We start from the raw sequence: 21,383 nt of genomic DNA, 5'->3' as shown, positions 1-21,383 counted from the left end.
CCACTCGCATTCAGGAAGCCAGCACGAATTCGGCGTACCGGGCCACCGCCAGGACCAGATCGTCCGAGTGCCGCGGACCGACGATCTGGAGCCCGACCGGCAGGCCCGCGCTGGTGGTGCCCGCCGGGATGCTGATCGAGGGCTGCTGGGTGAGATTGAACGGGTAGGTGAACGGGGTCCACTCGGGCCAGCTGCGCAGGCCGCTGCCGGGCGGCACGTCGTGTCCCGCTTCGAACGCGGGAATCGGCACCGTCGGGGTGATCAGGACGTCGTAGTCGGTGTGGAAGGTCCCCATCGTGATGCCGATTCCGGCCGCCACGTTGCGCGCGGCGAGATAGTCGACGGCGGTGACGGTCTCGCCGCGCTCCCAGACCGCACGCAACCCGGGGTCCACCCGGTCGCGCGTGCCTTCCGGGAAGCCGGACAGCATGGTGGCCGCGCCGGCCGCCCACAGCAGTTCGAACGCCTCGCGCGGATCCTCGAAGCCCGGATCGGCGGCGCCGACCGTGAGCTCGGCCTCGGCCAGGCGAGCCACCGCCGCGTCCACGATCGCGGCGACCTCGGCGTCCACCTCGGCGTAGCCGAGCGTCGGCGAGTACGCGACGCGTAATCCCCGCACGTCGCGCTGCATCTCCGCGCGAAACGCGGTGAGTGTGGGAGCCAGTGCGGTGGGGTCGCGCGGATCCGGCAGCGACAGGATGTCCATCAGCAGCGCCGCGTCCTCGACGGTGCGCGTCATCGGGCCCGCGTGCGCCAGCGGACCGAACGGGCTGGCCGGAAACAGCGGAATCCGGCCGTAGGTGGGCTTGAACCCGACGATGCCGCAGAAGGCGGCCGGGATGCGCACGCTGCCACCGCCGTCCGTGCCCACCGAGACCGGGCCCATGCCCGCGGCGACGGCCGCGGCGCTACCGCCGGAGGAGCCGCCCGCCGTGGTGGACGGATCGGCCGGATTGCGGGTGACACCCGCCAGCGGGCTGTCGGTGACCGCTTTCCAGGCGATCTCCGGGGTGGTGGTCTTGCCGAGGAAGACCATGCCGTCTTCGCGCAGCCGCGCGGCCACCGGGCTGTCCACCGGCCACGGTCCGGCCGGATCGATCGACGTCGACCCGCGCCGGGTGGGCCAGCCCTCGGTCAGGAACACGTCTTTGATCGAGATCGGCACACCATCGAGCAGGCCGCGGGCGTGACCGGACTGCCAGCGGGCCTCGGAATCCTTCGCCTGCACCAGGGCGCGATCGGGGTCGACGAGACAGAAGGCGTTGAGCGCGCCGTCGCGGTCGGCGATCGCGCGCAGGATCGCCTCGGTCGCCTCCACGGGCGACAACGCGCCCGCCGCGTAGGCGGAGACCAGCTCGACCGCGGTCATGGCGGTCGGGTCGGTGGGTTGGTTCTTGTCGGGGTAGCTCATGGATGGGCTCCTTCAGCCGGGCACGTACCCCAGCCTTTTGTCGACCACGTTGTCCAGCGGACGTCCGGCGATCCAGTTGTCGAAGTTCTCGGTGAACGCGTCGACGATCTCGGTGCGCCATCCGATGAAATCACCGGAGTTGTGCGGGGTGATCCGGACGTTCGGCAGTTCCCACAGGGGGTGATCGGCGGGGAGCGGCTCGGGGTCCACCACATCGAGCGCCGCCGCGGCGATCGATCCGGTGCGCAGCGCGGCAACGAGATCGTCGGTCACAACGAGTTCCCCACGGCCGACGTTGACAAACCTGGCGTGCGGTTTCATCGCGGCGAAGGCGGCGGCGTCGAACATATTCCTGGTCTGCTCGGTGAGCGGGGCGATCGCGACGACGTAATCGGCACGGGCCAGTTCGGCGTGCAGATCGGTGGCGATCTCGCCGAAATCCGGATCCGCCGCGCGCTCGCGCCTGCCCACCGCGCGCACCGTCATCCCGACCGCGCGCAGCAACCGGGCGATATGGCGTCCGATCGAGCCGGTGCCGACGATGAGCGCCGTGGCCCCCGCGACTCGTTCGGATTCCCGATGCCGCCACTCGTGCCGCTGTTGCAGCAGCAGCGAGCCGGCCAGATCCTTGGCGAAACCGAGGATCTGGCCGAGCACGTATTCGGCGATCGCGGCGTCGAAGACGCCTCGGGTGTTGGTCACCACCACGTCACTCGCGCGCAGCTCGGGAAACATCGCCGGGTCGACGCCGGTCGAGCCCATGTGCACCCATCGCAAGCGGTCGGCGGCATGCCAGGCGCCGGGCAGCGCCCGGGTACGGAAGTCGTAGACGAACAAGACCTCCGCTCCGCTCAGGGCCTCGGCCAATCCGGGCGCCTCGGTGTACCTGATGGTGGCGCGGCCTGCCACTCGGTCCATTCGCTCGGCGTCGGGCACACTGTCACTGTGCAGGACGACGACAATCGGGCCCTGTTCCACATTGACACACTAAGATCACATCGTATGATTGTCAACAATCCGATCGTGTTCGGAGGTCGTCCCGGCTGAGCGCGAGAGGGGCCGTAGTGGATCTGAGCTTTCCCGACCTCGAGGGGCCCGTGGCCCAACGAGGCATCGGGATCATCGCACCGTTCGATCTCGCACTCGAACGAGAGCTCTGGCGCTGGGCGCCACTGGATGTGAGTCTGCATCTGGCGCGCACCCCCTACGAGCCGGTCCCGGTCTCGCTGGAGATGGCCGAATTGGTGTCCGACGCGGCGCATCTCACCGCGGCCACGCACAACGTGCTGCACGTGGAACCCGAAGTCGTGGCGTACCTGTGCACATCGGGCAGTTTCATCAAAGGCCTCGCCTACGAGAAGTCGCTGCGCGACACCATCTGCCGGGCCGGGGCGCAGGACGCGGTCACCACCTCGGGCGCGTTGCTCGAAGCGATCCGCCATCTGGACCTCACCCGCATCTCGGTGCTCACCCCCTACGACGAGATCCTGACCCACCGGCTGCACGAATTCCTCGCCGAGGCCGGGTGTTCGGTGGTGCGCTCCGACCACCTCGGGCTCGGCGGCGGCATCTGGAAGGTCAGCTACCGCACGATCGCCGAACGGATCGTCGGCGCCGATGATCCCGAGGCCCAGGCCGTCTTCGTCAGCTGTACCAACCTGCCGACCTACGACGTGATAGAGCCGCTGGAGAAGGCGCTCGGCAAACCGGTGCTCACCGCCAACCAGCTCACCATGTGGGCCTGTCTCGGCCGGATGAAGCTGCCGATGATGGGCCCCGGCAAGTGGCTGCTCAACGTTTTCTGAAGGAAGAACATCGCATGGACGCACCCACCGTGGGTTTCATCTACCCCGACCACGCCGCCGAGGACGACTACCCGCTCGCGGCGGCGGCGATCGGCGCGCACCTTCCGGTGGCCCACATCTACGGCACCGATCTGCACGCCGTCCCCGAACTGCTCGAGCTGGGCAGCCCCGAGAAACTGCGCCTCGGCGCCTCCCTGCTCGCGCCGCACCGCCCCGATGCGATCGTGTGGGCCTGCACGTCGGGCAGTTTCGTCTACGGGCCCGAGGGCGCCCGCGACCAGGTGCGCGCGCTGGCCGAAGTCGCGGGCGTGCCCGCGACCAGCACCAGCATCGCGTTCGCCGACGCCGTGCACGCGCTCGGACTGCGCGCCGTTGCCATCGCCGCCAGTTATCCCGACGAAGTCGCCCGGCTGTTCGTGGAATTCCTCGCCGACGCGGGGATCGACGTCGTCTCGATGTCCAGCGCGGGTATCGACACCGCCGCCGAGGTCGGCACCCTCACCCCGGCCCAGGTGCTGCGGCTGGCGGCGGACAACGACCACCGCGATGCGCAGGCGCTGCTCATCCCCGACACCGCGATGCACACCATGGCGGTGCTGCCGGACCTGGAGGCTACGCTGGGCAAACCGGTGCTCACAGCCAACCAGGTCACCATCTGGGCGGGTCTGCGGCTGGCCGGCGCCGAGCCGGTCGTTCCCGGCCTCGGCACGTTGTTCGCGGAAAGGCAGATCGATGTCCGTCGTTGATTTCGAGCCGGTGAACCGGCAGTCGACCGCGGAGATGATCGCCGATCGGCTCCGCGAGGCGATCATGCGCGGCAGTCTCGCGCCCGGCTCGCAGCTCGGCGAAGCCGACCTGGCCGCGCAATTCGCGGTCTCACGCGGGCCGGTGCGCGAGGCGATGCAGCGCTTGGTGTCCGAGGGCCTGCTGCACAGCATCCGCCACCGCGGCATCTTCGTCATCGAACTGAGCCTCGACGACGTCGTCGACATCTACCGTGCCAGGACGGCGCTGGAGGGCGGCGCGCTGGATCTGATCCTCGACAGCCGCCGCCCGATCGCCTACGAGGCGCTCGGGCCCAGCGTCGAGGAGATGGTCACCTGCGCCGAACGCGGTGACGCCGTGGGGGTATCCGAGGCCGACCAGGCCTTCCACGAGGCGCTGGTGGACAGCGCCGCCAGTCCGCGGCTGGTGCGCGCGGCCCGCACCTTGCTGATCGAAACGCGAATGTGCCTGGGCGCCTTGCAGACCACCTACCCGGACCTGCGGGAACAGGCCCGTGAACACGTCGATCTGCGCGAGGCGATCGGCACCGCCGACCCCGCGCGCGCCCGCGCCCTGCTCGTGGAGCACATGGACGACGCGGTGCAGCGCCTGCGCCACCAGATCGGCGGCTAGACCCGGGTGCCGCGCCTACGCTCAGGCGGCGCGGACCGGTTCGACTCGGCTGCCGACCCTTCGTTCGCACGCGCGGACCAGTTCGACGGGCTACGTCCGGCTGCGCGGCCCACGCGGCTCCGGCTCCCGCGCCGCTATCGGGAGAGAAACTCCAGCAGCGCACGGAATTCCGGCGGCGAGAGATAGCCGTCGCCGTCGGTGTCGGCAGCGGCCAGCAAGGCGTCCGCCGGTTCATCGATCCGTCCCGCGCCGCAGTGACGGATGAGCGATTCGAGTTCCTCGACGGAGATGCGGCCGTCACCGTTGACGTCGAAGACCTTGAACGCGGCGTCGGCGTCGGTCACCTCGATGCGCCCGCCCGCCAGCGCGGCGTCGAATTCGGCTCGCGAGACCAGGAAGTCGCCGTCGGTGTCGGCGGCCGCGACCAGCCGTTCCACCGCCGCGTCGTCGACCTCCAGACCGAGCGCCCGGATACCCGCCGTGATGTCGTGCACCGAAACGAGCCCGTCACCGTCGCGATCCCACAACCCGAACGTGTCCACCGGTCCATCACTCATGCCCGCTACCTTCGCCGCCACTACCTATCGGGGCCACCGCAGGCGACCACCCCACACTGTACGGATTCTCCTGAGGGGGTGGGATGCTCGAACGGCAACCGAGCCGGAGTGCGTGCACGCCGCGATAACGGCCCGCCCTTCCACCGCCGACGCCGGCGCGGTGGGCGCCGGGCCCGGCACGCCGCTTGCCGACCGACCGGCCGGCCGGAACGGCGCGGTCGCGGCCACAGCGCATCAGGAACAGGCGATCATGCCGGGCCGCAAGGCTCAACCGACCGCGGCGACCCGCGGGCCCGGCCCGAGCCGCTGCTCGTCGGCGTCGGCGAGCCAGAAGAAGATCGGCGGAAGCACGAATTCCACGACGGTCAGCACGATCTGGAACCAGTGCGGCCAGCCGTGCACAGCGATCGACACGACGCGCGCCAACGCACCGAGCAGGAAGATTCCGGCCAGCAGGCGCACCGCACCGGCCGGAATCGGCGACTGCCGCACCGCCCAGATATACGCGAGGCCGTATCCCACGAAGATCGCGCCGAAGAACCGGCTCTGACTGTCGGCGGTGACGCCGGAGGAATCCATATCGGGCACCGCGTCGATACCGAGCGCGATGTGCAGGAAACCGATAGCCACACACGCGACGCCCATCGTCACGGAAAGCCATCTCAACGCAGTGGACATGCATCCCTCCCCTGATCTCTGCGACGAATCCGGCAGGCGCACATCGCGTTTCCGCCACGAGACCGAGCCGGCCGCTTGGTAGACGTCTGTCTACCAAGACCGTACGCCGCCTGGTAGACAGGCGTCAACTAAGCTCGGCGGGTGACTTCTCGCCGCCGCCTTTCCCCCGATGAGCGCCGCCTGGTACTCCTCGACGCGGGCGCGAGGCTGTTCGCCCGAAGGCCCTACGACGCCGTGCTCATGGAGGACGTAGCGGCCGCGGCCGGAGTGTCCCGCGCCCTGCTCTACCGCCACTTCCCGAGCAAGCGCGATTTGTTCGCCGCCGTCTACCAGCTCGCCGCCGATCAGCTACTGGTCGCGACCACGTTCGACGCCGAGGCCCCGCTGATCGATCAGCTCGCCGCGGCCCTGGACGCGCACTTCGACTACTTCGAGGCCAACGCCAACAGCGTGCTCGCCGCCAATCGCGTGCTGGCCGCCGATCCGGCGATCCAGGCGATCATCGCGGGCGAACTCGGAGAATTGCGCGAACGCGTGCTCGACGCGCTGCACTTGGATGGACGGTTGCGCGCGACCGTCTCGGCGATCCTGCTGAGCTGGCTGACCTTCGTCCGGGTGCTGACCGTCGACTGGCTGGAAAACGGCTCGCTGAGCCGCGCCCAGATGCGCGAGACCTCACTGGGCGCCATCCTCGGCGCCTTGCGGCCGGTCATCGAGATCGACGGCGCGGCACGCCCGGAACATCGGTGAAGGCCGAGTCGACATCAGGTCGCCCCACTCGAGTCACTTGATGGCGACCACCTCCATGATCGCCCCTGCTGCGGCGGGGTCGCGCTTCCACGCCCTGGCCGAGCGCGCCGGTGGATCAGAGGTTGGCCGGGCGGACGACCATCACCGAGGACGCGCGATTTCCGGACTCCCGCAGCAGGGCGATGGCGCGGCCTGCCGGGTCGATGGCGGCGTAGACGCCGGAAAGCCCGGCCGGGGCGAGCCAGCGGCCGTTGCGCAGGTCGTCGGCTTGCGCATCGTCGATGTCCCGGTGCGGGAAGGCGGTCCGGACCGCGGCGTCCATGTCGAGGCTCAGCGGCGGCGCGCCCGATTCCGCGGCGGCGGCCAGCTCGTCCAGGGTGCGGGCGTGCTCGAGGGTGAACGGCCCGACCCTGGTTCGGCGCAACGCGGTCAGATGGCCGCCGACGCCAAGGGTTGCGCCGAGATCACGGGCCAGCGCTCGCACATAGGTGCCCGAAGAGCATTCGACCACCACGTCCAGGTCGGCGAAATCGCCGATATCGCGCCGGGCGAGCACGTCGAACCGCGATACCGTGACCGGGCGGGCGGCCAGCTGCACGTCTTCGCCCGCGCGGTGACGGGCATAGGCGCGCTCACCGTTCACCTTGATCGCGCTCACGGTGGCAGGCACCTGGTGGATGTGCCCGGTGAGTTCGGCCGTGCGCGCGGCGATGTCGTCGTCGGTGAGGTGAACGGACGAGGTGGTCGTGAGCACCTCACCCTCGGCGTCGTCGGTGCTGGTCGCCTGCCCGAGCCGGATGGTCGCGGTGTAGGCCTTGGTCGTCAGGGTGAGCAGGCCGAGTAGTTTGGTCGCGCGCTCCACACCGAGCACGAGCACACCGGTCGCCATCGGGTCGAGGGTGCCTGCGTGACCGATCTTCTTGGTGCGCAGCAGCTTCCGGCATCTCGCGACGACGTCGTGGCTGGTCCAGCCACCGGCCTTGTCGATGACGAGCAGCCCGCCGAGTCCGTCCATCAGACGTGCGCGATCGCGGTCAGGATGTACCCGTCGGTGATCAGCCAACGGCCGTCGAACGAGTGCAGCGGCGGCCCACCGTCGGTGGTCTGCCCCGGCACCAGCAATTCGGTGCGGAAACTGCCGCGCCCGGAATCGGCGGAGCTGTCCTCGATTTCGAAGGTGATGTGCGCGTCCTCGAAGCCCAGCCAGCGCACCGTCAGGGGGAACCACGCCTTGTAGGTGGCCTCTTTGGCGCAGAACAGCAACCGGTCCAAATGCAGCTCGGAGTCGGTGGTCTTCAGCCATTCCCGCTCCTCGGGCAGACTGACCGAGTCCAGCACACCGTCCGGCAACGTGGCGTGCGGCTCGGCGTCGATGCCGATGGAACGGAACCGCAGCTTGTGGCCCAGCGCGGCGGCCTGGTAGCCGTCACAGTGGGTCAGGCTGCCGACGATCCCGCGCGGAAAGACCGGAGCGCCGCGCTCGCCTTTGCCGATGGCGACCGGCGGCTCGCCGAGCTGCGTGAGCGCCAGCCGGGCGCAGTGCCGCGCGCCGATGAAGTCACGGCGCCGCTTCTCTACCGACTTGGCGATGAGATGCTCCTCCGCCGGATGCGGCCGCAGATCCTCCGGGTACGCCAGCAGTTCGGCCGAGGCCACACCCGTGGGCAGAATGTTCTCGATCATCACCGACGAGCGTAGTCGAGCCCCACCGGACGGGATCGCAGCGCCATGTGCCGCGCGACTATGCCAGTCCGCGCCGCTGCTGCGCTTTGCTGCGCATCTCCGCGGCGGCGGCTTCCATCTCGGGAGTCACCTGGAAGTGCCCGCCCCACTTGTTCAGCGTGCCCGGCGGGTACTGCGGGGTCGGCAGGATCTGGCGCAGCAACCGCTCGGGCAGGCCGCGGCGCTGCCATTCGCGCGGGTAGCCCAGCGAGACCTCCTCGAACCGGACGCCGTCGTAGTGCGAGGTGCGCGGGATGTGCAGGTGGCCGTAGACCGAGCAGACCACGTTGTAGCGGGTGTGCCAGTCCGCGGTCAGCTCGGTGCCGCACCACAGCGCGAACTCGGGGTAGAACAGCACGTCGGTCGGCTGCCGGACCAGGGGGAAGTGGTTGATCAGGACGACCGGGGTATCGGGGGCGAGCGCGTCGAGCTTGCGCTTGGTCACTTGCACCCGGGCGTGGCACCACGCGTCCCTGGTCAGATACGGCTCCGGCGAGAGCAGGAATTCGTCGGTCGCCACCACGTTGCGCTCGCGGGCGATCGCCAGACCTTCCGCCTTGGTGGTGGCTCCCTCCGGCAGGAACGAGTAGTCGTACAGCAGGAACATCGGCGCCAGCGTGACCGCGCCGCCGTGCTCCTCGGCGCCCGCGCCCCGCCATACCGGAAAGGGGTCCTCCGGCGTGAGGACGTCCAGGTCACGGCACATCGACACCAAGTAGTCGTAGCGTGCCACCCCGGACATTTGCACCGGGTCCTTGGCCGTCGTCCACAGCTCGTGATTGCCCGGCACCCAGATCACCTTGGCGAACCGGCGGCGCAGCAGCTCCAGCGCCCACCGGATGTCCTCGGTCTTCTCCCCCACGTCGCCGGCCACGATCAGCCAGTCCTCCGGCGAGTCCGCCTTGATCTGCTCGACGACCGGCCGATTCCCCTGGTGCCCGACATGAATGTCGCTCACCGCCATCAACTTGGGTATCACCACACCTACCTTGGCACATCCGTCGGGATTCGCGCGCACCGGCCGAGCCGGGTGTCGGTCACCTCGGCATCTCGGCGCCGACCGAGGCCCACCGGCCCGACAGCGCCCGCCACGCGACGGCGATCAGCCGCAACAGCATGAACGCCCCGAGACCGGACCAGATTCCGGCGACGCCCCAGTCGAAGGCCAGCGACATCCAGATGGCGGGCAGGAAACCGAGCATCGCCGCACCGAGCGTGGTGGTACGCAGATACGCCGCGTCGCCCGCACCGAGCAGCACGCCGTCGAGGGCGAAGACGATGCCCGCCACCGGAATGAGCGCGACGAAGAACCACCACACCACGTGGGCGCGCTCGAGCACTTCGGCGTCTTCGGTGAACAGCGCCGGAATCGCCACCGCTCCCGCCGCGAAGCAGGCGGCGAGCCCGAGGCTGAAGATCTCCGACCAGCGGGTCACGCGCCGCGCGATCGCGCGGGCGCCGGTGGCGTCACCCGCGCCGAGAGCGGCGCCGGTGAGCGTCTGCGCGGCGATGGCCAGCGCGTCCAGGGCCAGCGCCAAAAAGTTCCACAGTTGCAGCACCAACTGGTGGGCCGCTACCGACGCGGCGCCGAAACGGGCGGCGACCGCCGCCGCAGAGACGAAGCACGCCTGGAAGGCGAAGCTGCGGGCGATGAGGTCGCGCCCGAGCACGAGTTGGGCCCGCATGACCGACCAGTGCGGGGCGAGCGGAACCCGTTCGCGGATCAGCGCGTCGAGGAATAGGACGGCGGTGACGATCTGCCCCGCCACATTCGCCACGGCCGAGCCGGGCAGGCCCAGGTGCGGCGCGCCGAGCAGTCCGTGCGCCAGCGCGGGGCAGAGCACGCCCGACACCGCGAGTCCGGCGACCACGAAGACCAACGGCCTGCGCGTCTCCTGGACCCCACGCATCCACCCGTTCCCGGCCATGGACAGCAGGATCAGCGGCACGCCGAACAGGGCGATCCGCACCCAGCCCAGCGCTTCTTCCGCGATCTCCCCACCACCCGCGATGGCGCTGGTCACCGGTACGGCGAACGCCTGGACCAGAACGAGGATCGCGACGCCGACGGCGCCCGCGATCCAGCTGGCCTGCACACCTTCGGCGACGGCTCCCCGGTGATCGCCCGCGCCGTGGCGACGCGCCGAGCGCGCGGTGGTGCCGTAGGACAGGAAGGTCAGCTGCGAACTCGTCTGCGCCAGAATCAGCCCGCCGACGGCAAGACCGGCCAGCGCGAGCGCCCCGAGCCTGCCGACCACGGCCAGATCGAACAGCAGGTAGATCGGTTCGGCCACCAGCACGCCGAGGGTGGGCAAGGCGATGCCGAGAATGCGCTTGGGTCCGGCAGCGGCGGCACGGTCCGCGCGCGCAGGCTCCGTCCCACCCGCGAGCGAAGCCTGGTCACCGATCTCCGCGTCGCGGCAACCCTGCGCGTTCACGAACACCTCCCCGGACCACCGTCGTTCCACTCGCACTCCACCTTCGCACGCCCCGCCGACAACCACGGCAGCGTGCGGCAGGCCTCGCCCGACCCGCGCTTCCGGACGGGCCAGGCGGGGTCGGCGATGGTGATGCTGCCGCCCCGTCCAGGTCGACGCCCCGACGACGTCACGGCCACCGCGCGGGCGCCCCGGCGCGGCGCCACTACCGACGGCCACGCCTCATCCGAGGGCGGCCAGCAGCGCACGGACCAGATCGCCGGGCGTGCCGTACGCGGTGTATCCGGCGGCGAAACGGTGGCCGCCGCCGCCCAGCGCTGTCGCCACCTCCGCGACGTCCACCCCGTCGCCCGCGAACGATCCGCTGTCGCGCGAGCGCAGCGACACCGTCCACCGGTCCGGCACGACGCGGGATTGCTTGAATACCGCGGCGATTCCGGCTTCGGCGGTCGTGCGCACGATGTCGATCACGCTCTCGACTTCCTCCGACCGCACGTCGTCGATGTCGTCGCGACGCACGAACGCGTACACCAGCCCCACACCGCCGCGGACCTCCGGAACGAGCTGCGCCGTGCCCAGCACCCGCGACAACATGGGCAGCCACCCGAACGGGTGGGTGTCCATCAAGGTGCGAGCGATGTCCGCGCCGTCGATTCCGGTGGCCAGCAGCCGTTCCGCTAGTTCGTGGGTACCCGGCCGCACCCACCGGAACGAGCCGGTGTCGGTGACCAGACCGGCATAGAGGCAATGCGCGACATCCGCGTCGATCGGCACGCCCCACGCGTCGAGCACCCGCGCGACGAGGCTCGTGGTGGACTCGGCGCCGGGATCGACCACGTTGATCGCGCCGAAGGAGGTGTTCGAGCGATGGTGATCGATCACCATTGTCGTTGCGGCGCCGGGCAATCGGTCGGCGAGCGCGCCCAACCGGGTCGCGCTGCCGCAGTCGACGGCGATCAGCAGGTCCACCTCGGCACGCACCTCGGCGGGCGCCACCAGATGCCGCACGCCGGGCAGGGACCGCATCGACACGGGTAACTCCGCCGGTTCGGCGAAAGACACCTGCACCGGGATCCCGCGCCGGTGCAGCACCAGCGCCAGCGCGAGACCACTTCCTACGGTGTCCGCATCGGGCTGCACATGGCAGACGATGGTCACCGAGCGCGCGGCGTCCAACGCCGCCACGGCCACATCCAGATCGGCCGTTTCCCGCATCGTCGTCATCGACTACCGCATGTCACTCGTCGGCGTCGCGTTCGACCTTGTAGGGGTCGGCGTCACCCGCGGGCCTGGCCGTGGCGGCCACCTTGGCGACCTCGTCGTCCGCGGCCCGCGCCCTGGCGAGCAGTTCCTCCATCTGCCGTGCCGCGTCGGGCACGGTGTCCAGTACGAATGCCAGCGTCGGGGTGAACTTGACCCCCGTTCCCGCGCCCACCTTGGAGCGCAGGACGCCCTTGGCCTTCTCCAGGCCGATCGCCGCACCTTCGTAATCGGGCTCGGCGTCGAGGGTTTCGCCCATCACGGTGTAGTACACCGTCGCCTCCCGGAGATCGCCGGTGACCTTGGCATCGGTGATGGTCACGAAACGCAGCCGCGGGTCCTTCACCTCGTATTCGATCGCGGTCGCGACGATCGAGGAGATCCGCTTGGCGAGTCGGCGTGCCCTGGCTTGGTCCACCATGGCCGTTTCCTCCTCACTATCAACTCTGTTCGATGGCGGTCGGAGCGCGGACCGGTGTCGCCACCGGAGCTCCGTCCTCCGCGCCGTCGCTGCGCCGGTCAGTCTTCGGGCCCGAAGATCCGGCGGCGCACCGCCAGCAACTGTAACTCCGGACGGGACGCGACGTGCCGTTCACATTTGTCCAGCACCTCGGTCAGGTGATCCATGCCTGCGCTGACCATGGCCACGCCCAGTAGGGAGCGACGGTATAGATCGTGTTCCCCACCTTCGGCGGCACTCACACCGAAGCGCTGCAATTCGGCCAGAATCGGCCGGATCACGGAGCGCTTCTGTTTCAGTGAATGCACATCGCCGAGCAGCAGGTCGAACTCCAGTGCACCCAGGTACACCCACACCCTCCACTGTCAGGAAGACCGGCCGGACGCCGCGCACGTCGCGCGGCGTCCGGATTCGTCTCGGTCTATCAGTCGCGCGGCTTCTCGCGCAGCTCGTAGGCCTCGATGATGTCGCCTTCCTTGATATCGGAGTAGGTGACCGTCATACCGCATTCGAAGCCCTCGCGGACCTCGGTGACGTCGTCCTTCTCCCGGCGCAGTGACGAGATCGTCGTCGTCTCGGCGATCACCACGTTGTCGCGGAGCAAGCGCGCCTTGGCGTTGCGCTTGACCGAACCCGACGTGACCATGCAACCGGCGATGTTGCCGATCTTCGACGAACGGAAGATCGCCCTGATCTCGGCCCGGCCCAGCTCGACCTCTTCGTAGATCGGCTTGAGCATGCCCTTGAGGGCCTTCTCGATCTCGTCGATGGCCTGGTAGATCACCGAGTAGTACCGGATGTCGACACCCTCGCGGTTGGCCAGTTCGGTGGCCTTGCCCTCGGCGCGGACGTTGAATCCGATGATGATCGCGTTCGACGCCGAAGCCAGGTTGACGTTGGTCTCGGTGACGCCACCGACGCCGCGGTCGATCACCCGCAGACGCACCTCGTCGCCCACCTGGATCTGGAGCAGCGCCTCCTCGAGGGCCTCGACCGTACCCGAGTTGTCGCCCTTGAGGATCAGGTTCAGCTCACTGGTCTCCTTCAGCGCGGCATCCAGATCTTCCAGGCTGATCCGCTTGCGGCTGCGTGCGGCCAGCGCGTTGCGCTTGCGCGCATTGCGCCGGTCGGCGATCTGCCGGGCGATCCGGTCCTCATCGACCACGAGCAGGTTGTCACCGGCGCCGGGCACCGACGTGAAGCCGACCACCTGGACGGGCCGCGACGGCAGTGCCGCCTCGACGTCGTCGCCGTGCTCGTCGACCATCCGGCGCACGCGGCCGTAGGCGTCTCCCGCCACGATCGAGTCGCCGACCCGCAGGGTGCCGCGCTGGATCAGCACGGTCGCCACCGGGCCCCGACCGCGGTCGAGGTGCGCCTCGATGGCCACACCCTGCGCGTCCATGTCCGGGTTTGCCCGCAGGTCCAGCGCCGCGTCCGCGGTCAGCAGGACCGCCTCGAGCAGCGCATCGATGTTGATGTTCTGCCTGGCGGAGATGTCGACGAACATGGTCTCGCCGCCGTATTCCTCGGCGACAAGGCCGTACTCGGTGAGCTGCTGACGAACCTTCTGCGGGTTCGCGCCTTCCTTGTCGATCTTGTTGACCGCCACCACGATCGGCACGTCGGCCGCCTGCGCGTGGTTGATCGCCTCCACCGTCTGCGGCATGACGCCGTCGTCGGCGGCGACCACCAGGATCGCGATGTCGGTGGCCTTCGCACCGCGGGCACGCATGGCGGTGAACGCCTCGTGACCGGGGGTGTCGATGAAGGTGATGAGCCGGTCCTCGTCGCCCAGGTGGGTGAGCACCTGGTAGGCGCCGATGTGCTGGGTGATGCCACCGGCCTCGCCCTCGCGGACGTTCGCCTTGCGGATGGTGTCCAGCAGTCGGGTCTTACCGTGGTCGACGTGACCCATGACGGTCACCACCGGCGGACGCTGTTCGAGGTCTTCCTCGCCGCCCTCGTCCTCGCCGTAGGTGAGGTCGAACGATTCCAGCAGCTCACGGTCCTCGTCCTCGGGGCTGACCACGTGGACGACGTAGTTCATCTCGCTGCCGAGCAGCTCGAGGGTCTCGTCGTTCACCGACTGGGTCGCGGTGACCATCTCACCGAGGTTGAACAGGGCCTGGACCAGCGCGGCCGGGTTCGCGTCGATCTTCTCCGCGAAGTCCGACAGCGACGCGCCGCGGGCGAGCCGGATGATCTCGCCGTTGCCGCGCGGCAGCCGCACGCCGCCGACGGCAGGCGCCTGCATCGAGTCGTACTCTTGCCGCTTCTGCCGCTTCGACTTGCGGCCACGACGGGGAGCGCCACCGGGACGGCCGAACGCGCCTGCCGCGCCACCGCGGCCACCGGGACCACCCGGACGACCGCCACCGCCGCCACCACCGGGACGACCACGGAAACCACCGGCCGCGCCGCCACCGGCACCGGGCGCACCGGCACCCGCACCAGGGGCACCGCCGCCACCACCGCGGTAGCCGCCGCCACCGCCACCGCCGGGACGACCCGCACCGGCGCCACCGGGGCGCCCGGGACGACCGGCGCCGGGGCCTCCGGCGCCACCCGGACGCGCCGCACGCGACGGCATCGCACCGGGATTCGGGCGGGGCGGCATCGAGCCGGGGCTCGGCCGCGGACCACCGGGACGCGGACCACCCTGACCGGGGGCCGGACGGGGACCGCCCTGAGCCGGACCCGGACGGGGACCGCCCTGAGCCGGACCCGGACGCGGGCCGCCCTGAGCCGGACCCGGACGCGGGCCGCCCTGAGCCGGACCCGGACGCGGGCCACCCTGACCGGGGGCCGGACGCGGCGCGGGACGCTCGGGAGCCGACGAATAGGGGTTGTTACCGACGCGCGGGGTCTTGGGCCCCGGACGCGGGCCGGACGCGGCGCCACCCTGGCGCTGACCGCCCTGGGAGGGGGCGCCGGGACGCTGCTGCTGCTGCCCGGGACGCGGGCCACCCGGTGTCGGCCTCGGACCGGCCGGGGCGGGCGCGGAACTCGCGGTCGCGCCGGAGGTCGCGGCGGCCTGCGGGGCGACCGGCTCCTGGACGGGGGGCTTGGGCGACGGCGCAGGCCCCGGACGCGCGGCGGGGCCCGGCTTCACGGCCGAGGATTCGCCGGTGCGCGCGGCGGGAACGACGGTCTCTTGGGCGGTCGGCGCCGGCGTGGGCGTCGACGGACGGGGACCGGGACGCGGGCCACCGCCCGCGGGCTTGGGGGCCGGACGGCCGGACGGGCCGGGACGCGCACCCGACTTGTTGCCGTTCGACGGGGCTGATTTGGTCGCGAACGACTCACGCAGCCGACGCGCGACGGGAGCTTCCACCGTCGAGGACGCCGACTTCACGAACTCGCCTTGCTCCTTGAGCGTTGCGAGTAGTTCTTTGCTCGTGACACCGAGTTCTTTAGCCAACTCGTGCACGCGGGCCTTGCCTGCCACTGCTCTCCTCACTGAGAGGTCGAGCAGCTCCACCGTTCTGGGGACGGCGGCCCGCACGACCTCGGGTTATCTCCGATGGACGTTCATCGTTGGTACTTCACGGTGTGCTCATGAGTGCTCGTGCCTGTTCTCGAGGTAATGCTCCAGGGCTGAGATATCCAGATGTCCGGACACTCGTAGTGCTCTGCCGATCGCTCGGCGCCGCTCTGCCGCGCGCAGACAAGCCGAAAGGGGGTGCAGCCAGGCACCCCGTCCGGGAAGTCTGCGCCGCGGATCGGGAACGATCTCGATGACCTGAGAGCCGTCGCCGGCCTCGAGGTCCCGAGCCACGATCCGCAACAGATCGCCGGCCAGTTCGCGCTTCCGGCACCCGATACACGTCCGCACCGGAGCGGCTCGACGCTGGGGCGCCGGGTGCTGCTCGGTGGTGCGGTCGGGCATTGGAGCCGAGGGCTCGGACTGAACCTTGGACCACTCTACCGCTGCCACGCTCGGAACGCCGAACCCCTCCCCCGCGGAAGTTACGAACATGTCATCCCGAGCACTCCGCGAGGGGGCTCCGGTCAACTCCGATGCGCCTCCGTTCGCACGGATCCGCCCATGTCGGGGGCGGCGTCGCTGCGGATATCGATGCGCCAGCCGGTCAGCCGCGCGGCCAGGCGGGCGTTCTGCCCCTCCTTGCCGATCGCCAGGGAAAGCTGGAAATCGGGCACTACTACGCGGGCCGCCCTGGCCTCGGCGTCGACAATTGTGACCGAAACCACTTTCGACGGCGAGAGCGCGTTGCCCACGAAGGTCGCCGGATCCTCGGCGTAGTCGATGATGTCGATCTTCTCGCCGGCCAGTTCGCTCATCACGTTGCGCACGCGTTGCCCCATCGGCCCGATACAGGCGCCCTTGGCGTTGACGCCGGGAACCGTGGTGCGCACGGCGATCTTGGAGCGGTGGCCCGCCTCGCGCGCGACGGCCACGATCTCCACCGAGCCGTCGGCGATCTCCGGCACCTCCAGCGCGAAAAGGCGCCGCACCAGATTCGGGTGGGTGCGCGACAGCGTGATCTGCGGCCCGCGCGGACCACGGGAGACCCCGACCACGTAGCACTTGATCCGGTCGCCGTGCTCGTAGGTCTCGCCGGGCACCTGCTCGGCGGGCGGGATCAGTCCCTCCGTGCCGTGCAACTCGCTGCCGATGCGCACCACGACGGTACCCCGGGCGTTGGCGCGCGCGTCGCGCTGCACCACACCGCCGACGATGTCGCCCTCGTGGGTGGAGAACTCGCCGAAGGACTTCTCGTTCTCGGCGTCGCGCAGCCGCTGGAGCACCACCTGCCTGGCGGTGGTCGCCGCGATCCGGCCGAACCCCTCCGGGGTGTCGTCCCATTCGGAGATCACGTTGCCGTCGGCGTCCAGTTCTCGCGCCATCACCCGGACCACGCCGGTCCGCTGGTTGATGTCGATGCGCGCGTTGGGCTGGTGGCCCTCGGTGTGGCGGTACGCGGTGAGCAGCGCCGACTCGATCGCGGAGATCACGGTCTCGATCGAGATCCCCTTGTCGGCGACGATTGCGCGCAGGGCTTCGATTTCGATGTTCATTCCACGATCCCTTCGGTCGGCGAATCGGACGCTGTTACGGATTCGGACAATGCATTCGGTGTTCCTGGGCGCTGCGCGGCGTCGTCGACCGCCACCGCGTCTTCCTGGCCCGGAGCGGGCCGTCCCGGAACGACTCCGCCTGCGAGTTCCAGCTCCCGCGCGCCGGGCGGGGAGAACTCGACTTGGACGACGGCGGTGGCGATGTCGGCGAGCGGGACCGTCACGCGGTGCGGGTCGCGTTTGCCGCCGAGCACCAGCGCCACCGAGTCACCGCTGAGCGCGCCGACCCTGGCATCGAAGGTCGCCGACCGCTCCGGCGGCTGCGCGCCTTCGCGCAGCGTGACGCGCACCTTCCGGCCGCGCGCCCGCCGCCAGTGCCGGTCGGCGGTCAGCGGGCGATCGATGCCGGGGGTGGTGACTTCCAGCAGATAGGGCGTCTCGCCGAACTCCCCGGCGTCGTCCAGCAGCTCCGACAGCTCCGTGCTGAGACTCGCGAGCGCGTCCAGATCGGAGGTGTCGCGATCCACGGTCACCTGCACCCGAGCCTGCGCGTCCACGCGCGTGCCCGCCGTCGAGATCTCGACGCCCTCGAGGTCGAATCCTCGGCGTTCGACGAGACCAGCTAAGAGCTGGCTCACCCTTTCCTCGGTCGGCATCGGCATGTGGGGCGGCTCCTGGTTCAGTTGTGACGCGGTGGGAAAATTCTCTACCAAAGGTCTAGCGTAACGCGCCACGAGAGTGTAAAGGACCAGTGGTCGAGGTGTACGCACGCCACGACCACCGCTCGTCCGGCGGCGCCCCGTGAGTCTGGCACGATGGTGCCGTGCCCATCCGCCTTCCCGCCCCGCCGCGTGCCGGGCGCACTACCGGCATGCCCTCCGACCGGCACGAGCCCCGCGCCGACGCCCTGGATCGGCGCAGCGCGATCCGTCTCGCGGGCGGTGCGACGGTGGGCGTGCTCGCCCTCGGCGCCGCGGCGGGCTGCACCGGCGACGACGTGGTCCACGAACCGGATCCCCTTGCCGCACAGGAGGTCGCGGCCCGCGCCGACGCCGCGGCGGCGAGCGCGGCCATCGCCGTCGCACCCGACCGGCACGCCGCGTTGACGGCGATCGCGGCCGAGCGCACCGCGCACGCCGACGCCTTGCGCTCCGAAATCGACCGCGTCATCGGCGTTTACGCCGACGGCACCAAACCGGTGCACCGCACCCGTGCGAGCGAATCCGGCCCGTCGGCCGTGGCCTCGGGCAGCGCGGTGCCGCCCAATACCCCGCCGAGCGTCGAGACGTTGCGGGCGCGGCTGGCCGAGTCGCGGAAATCGGCTGCCGATCTGGCCCGCGCCCTCGACGGCTATCGGGCAGGCTTGCTCGCCTCGATCAGCGCGGCCTGCGCGGTGCAGGCGGGGGTGCTGCTGAGATGACCGAAGACGAACGCCGGGCCCTCACCGACGCGTTGAACGCCGAATACGGCGCGGTGTACGCCTACGGCGTGATCGCCGCCTACGCCTCACCCGAGCGCGCCAGGCTGGTCGCCGAGCACACCGCCGCGCACCGCGCCCGGCGCGACGCCACCGTGGACGCCCTCGCGTTGGGCGGCGCGACGGTGCCGCCGCCCGACGCGGCCTACACGGCGCCGTTCCCGGTCACCGATCCGATCTCGGCCGCGCGGCTGGCCGTCACGGTCGAGTCCGACACCGCCGTCGCCTGGCGGTCGGTGGTCGAACGCGGTGCGTCCATGGCGATCCGGCGCGCCGGTGTCGAGGCGCTCACCGAAGCCGCCGTCCGGCTGGCCACGTGGCAGTCGATCCTCGGCGCCGACCCGCCCACCATCGCGTTCCCCGGCAAGGCTTGATCCGAAGCGCCGCAGGAATTCTCGCGGCGAACGGCGGCCCGGTGCGGTACCCGGCCGCCGTCGGCTCGACGCGCGGCCTACGGCCGCATCTCGTAGGCGCCGTTGTAGGAGGCCACCTCGGCCCACACGCGGTCGAAGCGCGGGCGGTCGGCGACCGGCGGCCGCAGCGCCGACGCCGCCCAGCCCTGCTGGGCCGGGCTGGCCGACGGCTTGCCGTACAGGGCTGTGGCGTAGGCGTTGAAATCGCGGACCTGGAAGTCGAAGATCTGGTCGATCAGGTCGCGATCCAGGCCGGTGATCGCAGCCTGCTCCAGGATCAGCTGGCCGTAGACCACCAGCGAGAACAGGTGGCCGACGGTCAGCATGAAGTCCAGGTCCTTCTGCTGCCCGGCGTCCGGCGACGCGGTGGTCAGCAGCGTGCGCAGCGCCTGCGCCTGCTCGTAGAACCGGCCCACGTTCGGGATGTCGGCATGCTTGTCGTAGATCGGCGTCCAGTCGGCGAAGCGCACCTTGCCCGCGCCCCGCGCCGGGCCCTGCCGCCAGAAGAACGCGTCGTCGGCCGCGTCCTGCCGGGTTCCGATCTCCGGGTAGTCCTGCGGGTCGAACAGGTAGTTGGGCATGAACTTCAGGATCTGCCCGACGTTCACGTGCACCGTGCCCTCCAGCCGGGGCAGCGTGCTGATCAGCCGCTGCACCTCGGCGAAATAGGTGTTCTTCTCGAACCCCTTGGCGGCCAGCACATCCAGCAGCAACGTCATGACGGTCTCACCCTCGGAGGTCACCTTGGACTTCGTCATCGGGTTGAACAGCAGGTACCGGCGGTCCTCCAGGCTCGCGCTGCGGAAGTAGTCGACGGCGCGGTCGCTGAACAGCTTCATCGCGAGGATGCGCGCGTAGGCGTCGACGAAGTTCGCCCGCACGTGCGGGAAGTCGGTGACCGGGTTGCCGTAGAGGATGCGATTGCCCGCGTGCGTGATCGCCTCGTAGAACGAGTGCTCGACCATGCCGATCCCGCCGTGGCAGAGATTGAACTTGCCCACGTTCACGGTGTTGAGCGCCGCCGAGAAGGCCTCGGGCCCGGTGTGCAGGATGTCCTCGGCGCGCACCGGGTAGTTCTCCAACCGGAACGTGCTGACGTACATCTGCTGGTGCACGACGTTGCCGAGCAGGCGGTAGTTCTCGTGCCGGGAGTCGGCGGCGAACCAGACGTACGCGTCGGCGCCCTCGAGATCGGCGCGGCGGGAGAACACCGAGACCATGCTGGCCACGTTGCCGTTGCCGATGTAGTACTTCTCGCCGTTGGCGCGGAACAGGATGCCCGCCTCGGCGTCCGCGCTGCCCGGTTCGGTCGGGGTCAGCACCAGGTCGGTGTTGTAGATGTCGGCGCCGTGGGTCTGCTCGGACAGACCGAACGCCATCACCTCACCGGCGAGCAGGTCGTCGGCGGCACGCTTCTTGGCCGCTTCGTTGTCGCTCTGCCAGATCGGACCGAGGCCGAGGATGGTCACCTGCTCGGCGTACCAGTACGCCAGACCGTAGAAGCCGAAGATCTCCGACAGCGCCGCGTTGCGGGCGGCGTCCCAGCGGCGATTCGGGTCGCCGTCGGCGTAGGCCGCCGGGGTCAGGAAGGTGGCGAACAGCTTCTCCTTCTTCACGAAGTCGAGGAAGTCGGCCGTCCACACCGCGTTCGCGTCGTCGGCGAGCAGACGCTGTTTACCCCGGCCCTCGAACCACTCGATGGTGGCGCGCAGCAGGCGCCGCGTCTCGGCGTCGAACTGCTGCGGGTCATAGCTGGCAGGGTTGAACAACCGCGCGTCGGTGTTTGTCATGCCGGTTAACTTACCAGCGGGTAACAGCAGTCCGGAGAGGGTCTATGGATCTGTGACCAGCGAATTCAGGTTACGGTCGCGTAGGTGGCCGCTATCCGGTTCCGGCAGGCCAGAGCAACCTCCGGCAGCGTCCGTCGTCCGAACGGCGAACGGCCCCCGGCGGATTGCGCCGGGGGCCGTT

Annotated in this window: 22 protein-coding genes; 6 read left to right on the top strand and 16 right to left on the bottom strand. The window is 70.0% G+C overall.

Going from position 1 to position 21,383, the window contains the following annotated elements:
* Positions 1-10: 10 nt before the first annotated feature.
* Positions 11-1,411: an amidase gene (locus ACZ6DL_RS02980; RefSeq protein WP_466048635.1), complete on the bottom strand. Its 1,401-nt coding sequence runs from the start codon at positions 1,409-1,411 to the stop codon at positions 11-13.
* A gap of 12 nt (positions 1,412-1,423) precedes the next feature.
* Complete coding sequence (locus tag ACZ6DL_RS02975) at positions 1,424-2,389, bottom strand: D-2-hydroxyacid dehydrogenase (RefSeq protein WP_466048634.1); 966 nt, start codon at positions 2,387-2,389, stop codon at positions 1,424-1,426.
* 86 nt (positions 2,390-2,475) lie between these two features.
* Between ACZ6DL_RS02975 and ACZ6DL_RS02970 the strand changes: the two genes are divergently transcribed.
* Genes ACZ6DL_RS02970 through ACZ6DL_RS02960 form a run of 3 tightly spaced genes read left to right on the top strand, consistent with a single transcriptional unit; the run spans position 2,476 to position 4,614 of the window.
* Positions 2,476-3,216, top strand: a complete 741-nt coding sequence (locus ACZ6DL_RS02970; protein WP_040868092.1) for a maleate cis-trans isomerase family protein — start codon at positions 2,476-2,478, stop codon at positions 3,214-3,216.
* Positions 3,217-3,230: 14 nt separating this feature from the next.
* A complete protein-coding gene (locus tag ACZ6DL_RS02965; protein ID WP_466048632.1) occupies positions 3,231-3,962 on the top strand; it encodes a maleate cis-trans isomerase family protein in 732 nt (243 codons plus the stop codon).
* Positions 3,949-4,614: a GntR family transcriptional regulator gene (locus tag ACZ6DL_RS02960; protein ID WP_466048631.1), complete on the top strand. Its 666-nt coding sequence runs from the start codon at positions 3,949-3,951 to the stop codon at positions 4,612-4,614. Before ACZ6DL_RS02965 ends, ACZ6DL_RS02960 begins: the two co-directional genes overlap by 14 nt.
* 134 nt (positions 4,615-4,748) lie before the next feature.
* Here ACZ6DL_RS02960 and ACZ6DL_RS02955 read toward each other — a convergent pair whose 3' ends face one another.
* Complete coding sequence (locus ACZ6DL_RS02955; RefSeq protein ID WP_466048630.1) at positions 4,749-5,171, bottom strand: EF-hand domain-containing protein; 423 nt, start codon at positions 5,169-5,171, stop codon at positions 4,749-4,751.
* Between the two features lie 267 nt (positions 5,172-5,438).
* A complete protein-coding gene (locus ACZ6DL_RS02950; protein ID WP_466048628.1) occupies positions 5,439-5,849 on the bottom strand; it encodes a DUF4345 domain-containing protein in 411 nt (136 codons plus the stop codon).
* 141 nt (positions 5,850-5,990) lie between these two features.
* Here ACZ6DL_RS02950 and ACZ6DL_RS02945 point away from each other — a divergent pair, with 141 nt between their 5' ends.
* On the top strand, positions 5,991-6,599 hold the full coding sequence (locus tag ACZ6DL_RS02945) for a TetR/AcrR family transcriptional regulator (RefSeq protein WP_466048627.1): 609 nt from the start codon (positions 5,991-5,993) through the stop codon (positions 6,597-6,599).
* Positions 6,600-6,714: 115 nt separating this feature from the next.
* Here ACZ6DL_RS02945 and truB read toward each other — a convergent pair whose 3' ends face one another.
* From truB to rimP, 11 genes are all read right to left on the bottom strand, one after another.
* Positions 6,715-7,614, bottom strand: a complete 900-nt coding sequence (gene truB, locus ACZ6DL_RS02940; protein ID WP_466048626.1) for a tRNA pseudouridine(55) synthase TruB — start codon at positions 7,612-7,614, stop codon at positions 6,715-6,717.
* Entirely contained in the window at positions 7,614-8,282 is a 669-nt protein-coding gene (gene npt, locus ACZ6DL_RS02935; RefSeq protein ID WP_466048624.1) for a 4'-phosphopantetheinyl transferase Npt, read from the bottom strand. Before npt ends, truB begins: the two co-directional genes overlap by 1 nt.
* Before the next feature lie 58 nt (positions 8,283-8,340).
* The gene (locus ACZ6DL_RS02930; RefSeq protein WP_157114307.1) at positions 8,341-9,300 is read right to left on the bottom strand and encodes a metallophosphoesterase family protein; all 960 of its coding nucleotides are present in this window, start codon (positions 9,298-9,300) and stop codon (positions 8,341-8,343) included.
* A gap of 58 nt (positions 9,301-9,358) precedes the next feature.
* On the bottom strand, positions 9,359-10,651 hold the full coding sequence (locus ACZ6DL_RS02925) for an MATE family efflux transporter (RefSeq protein ID WP_466049537.1): 1,293 nt from the start codon (positions 10,649-10,651) through the stop codon (positions 9,359-9,361).
* Between the two features lie 330 nt (positions 10,652-10,981).
* Positions 10,982-11,983, bottom strand: a complete 1,002-nt coding sequence (locus tag ACZ6DL_RS02920) for a DHH family phosphoesterase (RefSeq protein WP_466048622.1) — start codon at positions 11,981-11,983, stop codon at positions 10,982-10,984.
* A gap of 13 nt (positions 11,984-11,996) precedes the next feature.
* Positions 11,997-12,440 carry a 30S ribosome-binding factor RbfA gene (rbfA, locus tag ACZ6DL_RS02915; protein ID WP_393228580.1) on the bottom strand — a complete coding sequence of 148 codons (444 nt, stop codon included), beginning with the start codon at positions 12,438-12,440 and terminating at the stop codon, positions 11,997-11,999.
* A gap of 98 nt (positions 12,441-12,538) precedes the next feature.
* Positions 12,539-12,829 (bottom strand): DUF503 domain-containing protein, encoded by a 291-nt coding sequence (locus ACZ6DL_RS02910; protein WP_040868135.1) that lies wholly within the window; start codon positions 12,827-12,829, stop codon positions 12,539-12,541.
* Between the two features lie 74 nt (positions 12,830-12,903).
* The gene (infB, locus tag ACZ6DL_RS02905; RefSeq protein WP_466048620.1) at positions 12,904-15,930 is read right to left on the bottom strand and encodes a translation initiation factor IF-2; all 3,027 of its coding nucleotides are present in this window, start codon (positions 15,928-15,930) and stop codon (positions 12,904-12,906) included.
* Between the two features lie 108 nt (positions 15,931-16,038).
* Positions 16,039-16,371 carry a YlxR family protein gene (locus ACZ6DL_RS02900; RefSeq protein WP_357116122.1) on the bottom strand — a complete coding sequence of 111 codons (333 nt, stop codon included), beginning with the start codon at positions 16,369-16,371 and terminating at the stop codon, positions 16,039-16,041.
* Between the two features lie 122 nt (positions 16,372-16,493).
* Positions 16,494-17,522: a transcription termination factor NusA gene (gene nusA / locus ACZ6DL_RS02895; RefSeq protein ID WP_040868142.1), complete on the bottom strand. Its 1,029-nt coding sequence runs from the start codon at positions 17,520-17,522 to the stop codon at positions 16,494-16,496.
* Positions 17,519-18,184: a ribosome maturation factor RimP gene (gene rimP / locus ACZ6DL_RS02890; protein WP_466048617.1), complete on the bottom strand. Its 666-nt coding sequence runs from the start codon at positions 18,182-18,184 to the stop codon at positions 17,519-17,521. The genes nusA and rimP overlap by 4 nt, the downstream gene beginning before the upstream one ends.
* 161 nt (positions 18,185-18,345) lie before the next feature.
* On the opposite strand from rimP, the gene ACZ6DL_RS02885 reads away from it, so the two are divergent.
* Together ACZ6DL_RS02885 and ACZ6DL_RS02880 are read left to right on the top strand one after the other, a co-directional pair.
* Positions 18,346-18,942, top strand: coding sequence for a hypothetical protein (locus ACZ6DL_RS02885; protein WP_466048615.1), 597 nt, complete (start codon positions 18,346-18,348; stop codon positions 18,940-18,942).
* Positions 18,939-19,373 (top strand): ferritin-like domain-containing protein, encoded by a 435-nt coding sequence (locus tag ACZ6DL_RS02880; RefSeq protein ID WP_357033937.1) that lies wholly within the window; start codon positions 18,939-18,941, stop codon positions 19,371-19,373. The genes ACZ6DL_RS02885 and ACZ6DL_RS02880 overlap by 4 nt, the downstream gene beginning before the upstream one ends.
* Before the next feature lie 77 nt (positions 19,374-19,450).
* Here the strand turns inward: ACZ6DL_RS02880 and ACZ6DL_RS02875 are convergent, their stop codons facing one another.
* Positions 19,451-21,202, bottom strand: coding sequence for an acyl-CoA dehydrogenase family protein (locus tag ACZ6DL_RS02875; RefSeq protein WP_466048614.1), 1,752 nt, complete (start codon positions 21,200-21,202; stop codon positions 19,451-19,453).
* Positions 21,203-21,383: the final 181 nt, after the last annotated feature.

The organism is Nocardia sp. NPDC041819 (assembly GCF_055590505.1).
The sequence above is the reverse complement of the archived record's forward strand: the minus strand, read 5'-3'. Positions and strand labels throughout refer to the sequence as shown.